At 68.7% G+C, this 6,289-nt stretch carries 6 protein-coding genes; 1 reads left to right on the top strand and 5 read right to left on the bottom strand.

From position 1 onward, the window contains the following. Positions 1–195: 195 nt before the first annotated feature. The 5 genes from ACFV15_RS32175 to ACFV15_RS32155 form a co-directional block, all read right to left on the bottom strand. Positions 196–564 carry a hypothetical protein gene (locus ACFV15_RS32175; RefSeq protein ID WP_378355051.1) on the bottom strand — a complete coding sequence of 123 codons (369 nt, stop codon included), beginning with the start codon at positions 562–564 and terminating at the stop codon, positions 196–198. Between the two features lie 101 nt (positions 565–665). Further along, positions 666–1,559, bottom strand: coding sequence for a succinate--CoA ligase subunit alpha (sucD, locus tag ACFV15_RS32170; RefSeq protein WP_378355049.1), 894 nt, complete (start codon positions 1,557–1,559; stop codon positions 666–668). Between the two features lies 1 nt (position 1,560). Beyond that, positions 1,561–2,730: an ADP-forming succinate--CoA ligase subunit beta gene (gene sucC, locus ACFV15_RS32165; protein ID WP_378355048.1), complete on the bottom strand. Its 1,170-nt coding sequence runs from the start codon at positions 2,728–2,730 to the stop codon at positions 1,561–1,563. Between the two features lie 138 nt (positions 2,731–2,868). Continuing rightward, positions 2,869–3,171 carry a hypothetical protein gene (locus ACFV15_RS32160; RefSeq protein ID WP_378355046.1) on the bottom strand — a complete coding sequence of 101 codons (303 nt, stop codon included), beginning with the start codon at positions 3,169–3,171 and terminating at the stop codon, positions 2,869–2,871. After that, positions 3,168–4,808, bottom strand: a complete 1,641-nt coding sequence (locus ACFV15_RS32155) for a hypothetical protein (protein ID WP_378355045.1) — start codon at positions 4,806–4,808, stop codon at positions 3,168–3,170. The genes ACFV15_RS32160 and ACFV15_RS32155 overlap by 4 nt, the downstream gene beginning before the upstream one ends. A gap of 590 nt (positions 4,809–5,398) precedes the next feature. Between ACFV15_RS32155 and ACFV15_RS32150 the strand changes: the two genes are divergently transcribed. Beyond that, positions 5,399–6,172: a M23 family metallopeptidase gene (locus ACFV15_RS32150; protein WP_378355043.1), complete on the top strand. Its 774-nt coding sequence runs from the start codon at positions 5,399–5,401 to the stop codon at positions 6,170–6,172. Positions 6,173–6,289: the final 117 nt, after the last annotated feature.

The following is a 6,289-nucleotide window of genomic DNA, read 5'->3' as shown; positions in this document are numbered from 1 at the left end:
GGCCGGTTCTAACCGGCCGTACCACTCACGACCCCCGTACCTGGGCGGCCACCTCGTGTACCCCAAGAGTCGGCACACGTACCTGACGAGTCGGCACGCCGACGACCCTTCAGGTACGCGAGCCGACCGCCCAGGCACGCGAACCGATCCTTGAGGCCTCCGAGCATTCCCAGGTCAAAGGGGGTCGGGCGACCGCTAAGACCTTTGTTTGTCGATCACCGTCCGCAACAGGGCGGCGAGTTCGGCCATGCCTTGGTCGACTTTGGCGAGCTGGGCGCGGACATCCGCCTGGTAGAGCGTCGTCTCCAGCTGAGCGGACCGTGACCGCGCCTCGAAGATGCTCATTTTCGTCTCGAAGGCGCGCGTCTCCTTGAGGTGCTCGGCCTGTGTCTGGCTGAGCTCGCTGAGCACCCGGGTGTGCGCGGTCAGCGTCCCCCGGCACTCGGACACCTCGCGATCGGCCGCCACCGCCAGCACTCGCGCGGTGGTCGCGTCGCACTGCATGTCCGACATCTGACGCTGCATCCCGGCCAGGTGCGCTTCGAGCTTTTCGGAATCAACCATGCGCCAAGCGTAGCAAAGTGGCCAAGTTACTTAGCCACTTGAGCGACACAAAAGGGCCGGACACCAAGCAGAGGTGTCCGGCCCTTTTCAGTCAGCCTTGATCAGGCGTGCAGACCCTTGTAGATCTCGCGCGCCAGCTCGGCGGTCTCGCTCGGGGTCTTGCCCACCTTGACGCCGGCGGCCTCGAGGGCCTCCTTCTTGGCGGCAGCGGTGCCGGACGAACCCGAAACGATCGCGCCGGCGTGACCCATGGTCTTGCCCTCCGGCGCGGTGAAGCCCGCGACGTAGCCGACGACCGGCTTGGTCACGTTGGCCTTGATGTAGTCGGCCGCGCGCTCTTCCGCGTCGCCACCGATCTCACCGATCATCACGATGACCTCGGTCTCGGGGTCCTCCTGGAAGGCCGCGAGCGCGTCGATGTGCGTGGTGCCGATGACCGGGTCGCCACCGATGCCGACGGCCGTCGAGAAACCGATCTCGCGCAGCTCGTACATCATCTGGTAGGTCAGCGTGCCCGACTTCGACACGAGGCCGATCTTGCCGGGGCCCGAGATGTCGGCGGGGATGATGCCCGCGTTCGACTTGCCGGGGCTGATCACGCCGGGGCAGTTCGGCCCGATGATGCGGGTCTTGTTGCCCTTGGCGACCGCGTGCGCCCAGAAGTAGGCCGAGTCGTGCACCGGGATGCCCTCGGTGATGACCACGGCGAGGCCGATCTCGGCGTCGATGGCCTCGAGGACGGCGTCCTTGGCGAACTTCGGCGGCACGAAGACGACCGACACGTCGGCGCCGGTCTCCTTGATGGCCTCTTCGACGGTGCCGAAGACCTTGAGGTCCTTGCCCTCGATGGTGACGGTCGTGCCCGCTTTACGGGCGTTGACGCCACCCACGATGTTGGTGCCGGACTTCAGCATCTTCGTGGCGTGCTTCATGCCCTCGGAGCCGGTGAGGCCCTGGACGATGACCTTGCTGTTCTCGGTCAGGAAGATCGACATGTCACGCACCTGCCGCAGCGAGCTCGGCGGCCTTGTCGGCCGCGTTGTCCATGGTGTCCACGACGGTCACCAACGGGTGGTTGGCCTCCGCCAGAATGCGGCGGCCTTCTTCGACGTTGTTGCCGTCGAGCCGGACCACCAGCGGCTTGCTGGCCTCGTCGCCGAGGATCTTCAGCGCTTCGACGATGCCGTTGGCGACCGCGTCGCAAGCGGTGATGCCGCCGAAGACGTTCACGAAGACGCTCTTGACGTCGGTGTCGTTGAGGATGACGTCCAGACCGGCCGCCATGACCTGCGCCGAGGCGCCGCCACCGATGTCGAGGAAGTTGGCGGGCTTGACGCCGCCGTGCTTCTCACCCGCGTAGGCGACAACGTCCAAAGTGGACATGACGAGCCCCGCGCCGTTGCCGATGATGCCGACCTGGCCATCGAGCTTGACGTAGTTGAGGTCGGCGGCCTTGGCCTTCGCCTCGAGCGGGTTCTCGGCCTGCTTGTCGACGAGGGCCTCGTGGTCGGGGTGTCGGAAGCCGGCGTTCTCGTCCAGGGTGACCTTGCCGTCGAGGGCGATGATCTTGTCCTGCGGGTCGCGGACCAGCGGGTTGACCTCGACCAGCGTCGCGTCCTCGGAGACGAAGGTCTCCCAGAGCTTGACGACGACGTCGGCGGCCTCGTCGATGATCTCGGCCGGGAACTTGCCCGCGGTCAGGATCTCCAGCGCCTTCGCCTTGTCCACACCGGCGATCGCGTCGACGGGGATCTTGGCGAGCGCGTCGGGGCGCTCCACGGCGAGCTGCTCGATCTCGACGCCGCCTTCGGCGGACGCCATCGCGAGGAAGGTCCGGTTGGCACGGTCAAGCAGGAAGGAGAAGTAGTACTCGGACGCGATGTCCGAGGCCTCCGCCACCAGCACGCGGTGCACGATGTGGCCCTTGATGTCGAGGCCGAGGATGGCTTCCGCCTTCTCGGCGGCCTCATCGGGGGTCTGGGCGAGCTTGACGCCGCCCGCCTTGCCACGGCCACCGGTCTTCACCTGGGCCTTGACGACGACCTGGTTGCCGATCTGCTCCGCGGCAGCCTTGGCTTCTTCGGGGGTGTTGGCCACGGCACCCGGCAGAACCGGTACACCATGGGCGGCGAAGAGATCCCTCGCCTGGTACTCGTAGAGGTCCACTACTCCAGTCTCCTGACGACACGCCACTGTGTTGGTTCGGGCTACCCGAACCGCTGCTGCTGTCGGACCAGATGAGGTTAGCGACCTGCGGAGAAGCAGGGGACTCCGCACCTGGTGAACTCGGTCACGAGAGGCGGTTTAGCGGTGTGAGTCCACCCACTTCACGGCTTCTTCGGCCGTGTTGAAGCGGGTTTCGGCGGCTTCGGATGACCCGATCGTGAACAGCCGCACATCGCCGATCGACTCGGCCAGTCCGTCAAGTTTCCGGCCGGCGGCGACCGCGACGCCCAGTACGTCCGGATCCTCCTGTTCGGCGGTGCGGATGATCTGGTCCACAGTGGTCAGTTCGCCGGTGTAGACGACTTCGACGCCAGCGTCGCGCAGCAACCTGGCCAGGTCCACACAGGACTCGCCGAACTCGACCAGCACGACACGGATCACTTCGCGCTCCGCGCCGAGACGACGGCCGCGATGATCAGCGAGACAAGACAGCCGAGCGCGAACCAGAAACCGAGTGCCGCGTGCGCGCCCTCGACCTTGCCGCTGAGGAACGGCAACTCGGCAACGCGCAGCACGACGACGGCCGCGGCGCCGGACAGCAGCACCGCGCCCTTGGCCGGTCGGCTGCGCACCGCGAACGCGACGGCGCCCACGACGGCGAACAGCCCGGCGAGCAAGCCCCACGACGACACGTCGAAGCTCGCGAAGAGACCGGGCGCGACGTAATCGGGCGCGCTGACGACCGGGATCGCGAACGCGAGCACGGCGAGCACCGCGGCCAGCGCCAGTGGCACGGCCAGCGCCGGTCCGAGCGCGGGCCGGTCGAGTTCCTCGGCCTCTTCACGCTCGACGACACCGGTGACGACGGAAGCGACGGCCGTCGCGGCGGCGGCGAACATCGCGAGGCTGGTCAGTACGACGCCAGGCCCGATGGTGAACGCGCCTGCCAGCCGAGTCGCCGCGACCGGCGTGGCGAGCACGGTCGCGCCGGTGAGGACGACACCTGCCCAGGCGACCGACAACGCGGGCCGCGCGGCCGGAACCAGCGCGAGCACAGCGGTCAGCGCCCCGGCGATGACCAGCAGCCAGCGGACCGGGCTGTGCGCCGCGGTGAATCCGGCCTCGGCGACGACAACGGGAGCGAGACACCCGGCGAGGGCGAGCGCGGCGGTGAGCACGCCCAGCGCGCCGGTCACGCGGCGCCACAGTGACAGCCCCGGCACCTTCGCCTCGGACGGCAACTCGCCCGCCTTGCGGAAGGTCAGCGCGAGCAGCAGCGCCGCGGCCACCAGCCCGAAGGCGGCGATGAGCACGAGCACCGGGCCAGGGCTCAGCGACAGCTTGTCGACCACCAGCCCCGACACCACGCTGGGCACGGCGACGCCGAGCAATCCGGCGGCGAGCCCGACGAGCACGCCCGCGCCGACTTCGGGCACCAGCGTCAGCGCGACCGAGGCGGCCACGACCACACCGGCACCGAGCAGCAGGTAACCGGCGAGCACATAAGTGGGCGATTCGAACGCCGACCGGGACAGGAGGAAGACGTTGGCCGAGCCGACCGGAGGCATCACCAGGCCGACGGCAGCCCAGATCGCCGGGAACGGCGCCAGCAGCTGCCACCAGCGCCGCGCCGGGATCGCGCCGAGCGCGTCGGCCTCGTCCTGCGCCACGCGGTTGGCGGTGTATCCGGCGGCGATGGTCAGCAGGAACCCGGCCTGCAGCACCCAGAACCCGACACCGACCGGCGGATCGTCGTACCGGCCCGGCAGGTAGAACTCGGGCCGCACGATGTCCTGCGAGCCGGCGAGTACCTGCATGTCCAGGATGATGCGACCGGGCGCGAGCGCGGCGGCGCCGAGCAGGACACCCGCGGCCTGGCCATATCGGCGCTCGATGGTGAAGACGACGGCGGCGGCGAACGGCAGCAGCGCCAGGATGATCAGCATCGGCCCGGCGGAGAACCCGGCGTTCACGCCGGTCACCACCGGCAGCAGCGCGCCGAGCATCAGTGCGGCGGTGGCGGCCGCGGACAGCCCGAGCGCGACGGTCAACGCCCCCGGCCGAGGTTGGGCGGACACAGCGGCTTCAGCTTCAGAGGTCGGCATCGGCTGGAGACGCTAGCAAGCACCCAAGCGACTACGCCGCGCCACACACCCCGACGCCTCACCCGGCTGAACCAGTCCGGCGACGCGAACGCGTTGCCCCTGCGCGCGGGTGCGTGAACACACGCGTACGCGTACGCGTGCGCTCGCGCGCAGTGGGCGGCACGGGTGCGGAGGGCTGGCCACGCAACCGGTTATTCGCCTCTCGGACATCACCAAACCGTCCGTTCATACGGTTTCCCCTAGGGGAACCCCTGTTACGTAAGTCACACCGAACGATGTAACCCCCTCCCAACTTTGCGTAATAGCCACTGGTCCAAGCACGGCACGCCATTCCACGTTCAGCCGACACGCGGGGCAGATGTTGCCCAGAACGGTGCCCCTTGGTTACTGTCCCCCGAACCCCATTACAGTCAGGTCACGAAAAGGACAGCGAGCAACCACCCCCGAGGTTGCTCAGTCGGGATCCCCCGCCCGACGTCCCGGACCGACCTGATTCCCCGAACACGGAAGGCCCCGTCTTGGCTTCACACCGCTCCCCCGGCGGCCAAGCTCCTTCCCCGGTTGTGAAAGGCGCACTGAACGGTGCTGTCGTTCGCGTCCGGGGTTCCCACCGGCTTGCTCCCCCCTCCTCTGCTCTGCGCGGTCGTGTCGTCGTTGCCGCTGTCGCCTGTGGCGCTTTCGCCGCGGCCGCGGCAGGCCAGACGCTGAACTCGGCCGGTGCCACTGACTCCGACGCCGCGGTCACCCCGCTGGCGAACGCCACCGACGCGAGCGCGGCCTTCGGGCTCGGCGGCGCGGCCACCGGCGGCGCACCCGAACTGCTTCCGGCATCGCACCTGAGCGACCCCTCCGCCGAAGCGCAGAAGCTGGCCGACAGCGAGCAGGTCACCCAGGCCCGCGAGAAGCGTGAAGCCGCCGCCCGCAAGGCAGCCGAAGAGGCCGCCAAGCCCAAGACCTGCCTGCCCGCCAAGGGCACCTTCACCTCAGGTTTCGGTGCCCGCTGGGGCACGAGCCACCTCGGCGTCGACATCGCGAACTCGATCGGCACCCCGATCTACGCGGCCGCCGCCGGCACCGTCATCGAAGCGGGCCCGGCCAGCGGTTTCGGCCTGTGGGTGCGCATCCAGCACGACGACGGCACCGTCACCGTCTACGGCCACATGAACAGCTTCTCGGTACGTGCCGGCCAGAAGGTCGGCTGCGGCGACCAGATCGCCGAGATCGGCAACCGCGGCCAGTCCACTGGCCCGCACCTGCACTTCGAGGTCTGGCAGGGCGGTTCCAAGAAGATCAACCCGCTGCCGTGGCTTTCCGCGCGCGGAATCAACCTCACGTAAGAGGTTCCTGGCTGTTCCGATATTCGCCGTCTCGCCGCGCCCCGTCATCCAGGGCGCGGCGTGCGGCGTTTTCCGGCCCCTGCAAACCGGTTGACGCGCGCCAGGCGGCAAGCCCGG

It is taken from the genome of Amycolatopsis sp. NPDC059657 (genome assembly GCF_042734395.1).
Classification (GTDB): Bacteria; Actinomycetota; Actinomycetes; order Mycobacteriales; family Pseudonocardiaceae; genus Amycolatopsis.
This window is presented reverse-complemented; position numbering and strand designations above follow the sequence as displayed.

Bases quoted from the DNA above. Each gene is read 5' to 3' on its own strand.
- sucD (WP_378355049.1), bottom strand. From the start codon at position 1,559: ATGTCGATCTTCCTGACCGAGAACAGCAAGGTCATCGTCCAGGGCCTC.
- ACFV15_RS32175 (WP_378355051.1), bottom strand. From the start codon at position 564: ATGGTTGATTCCGAAAAGCTCGAAGCGCACCTGGCCGGGATGCAGCGT.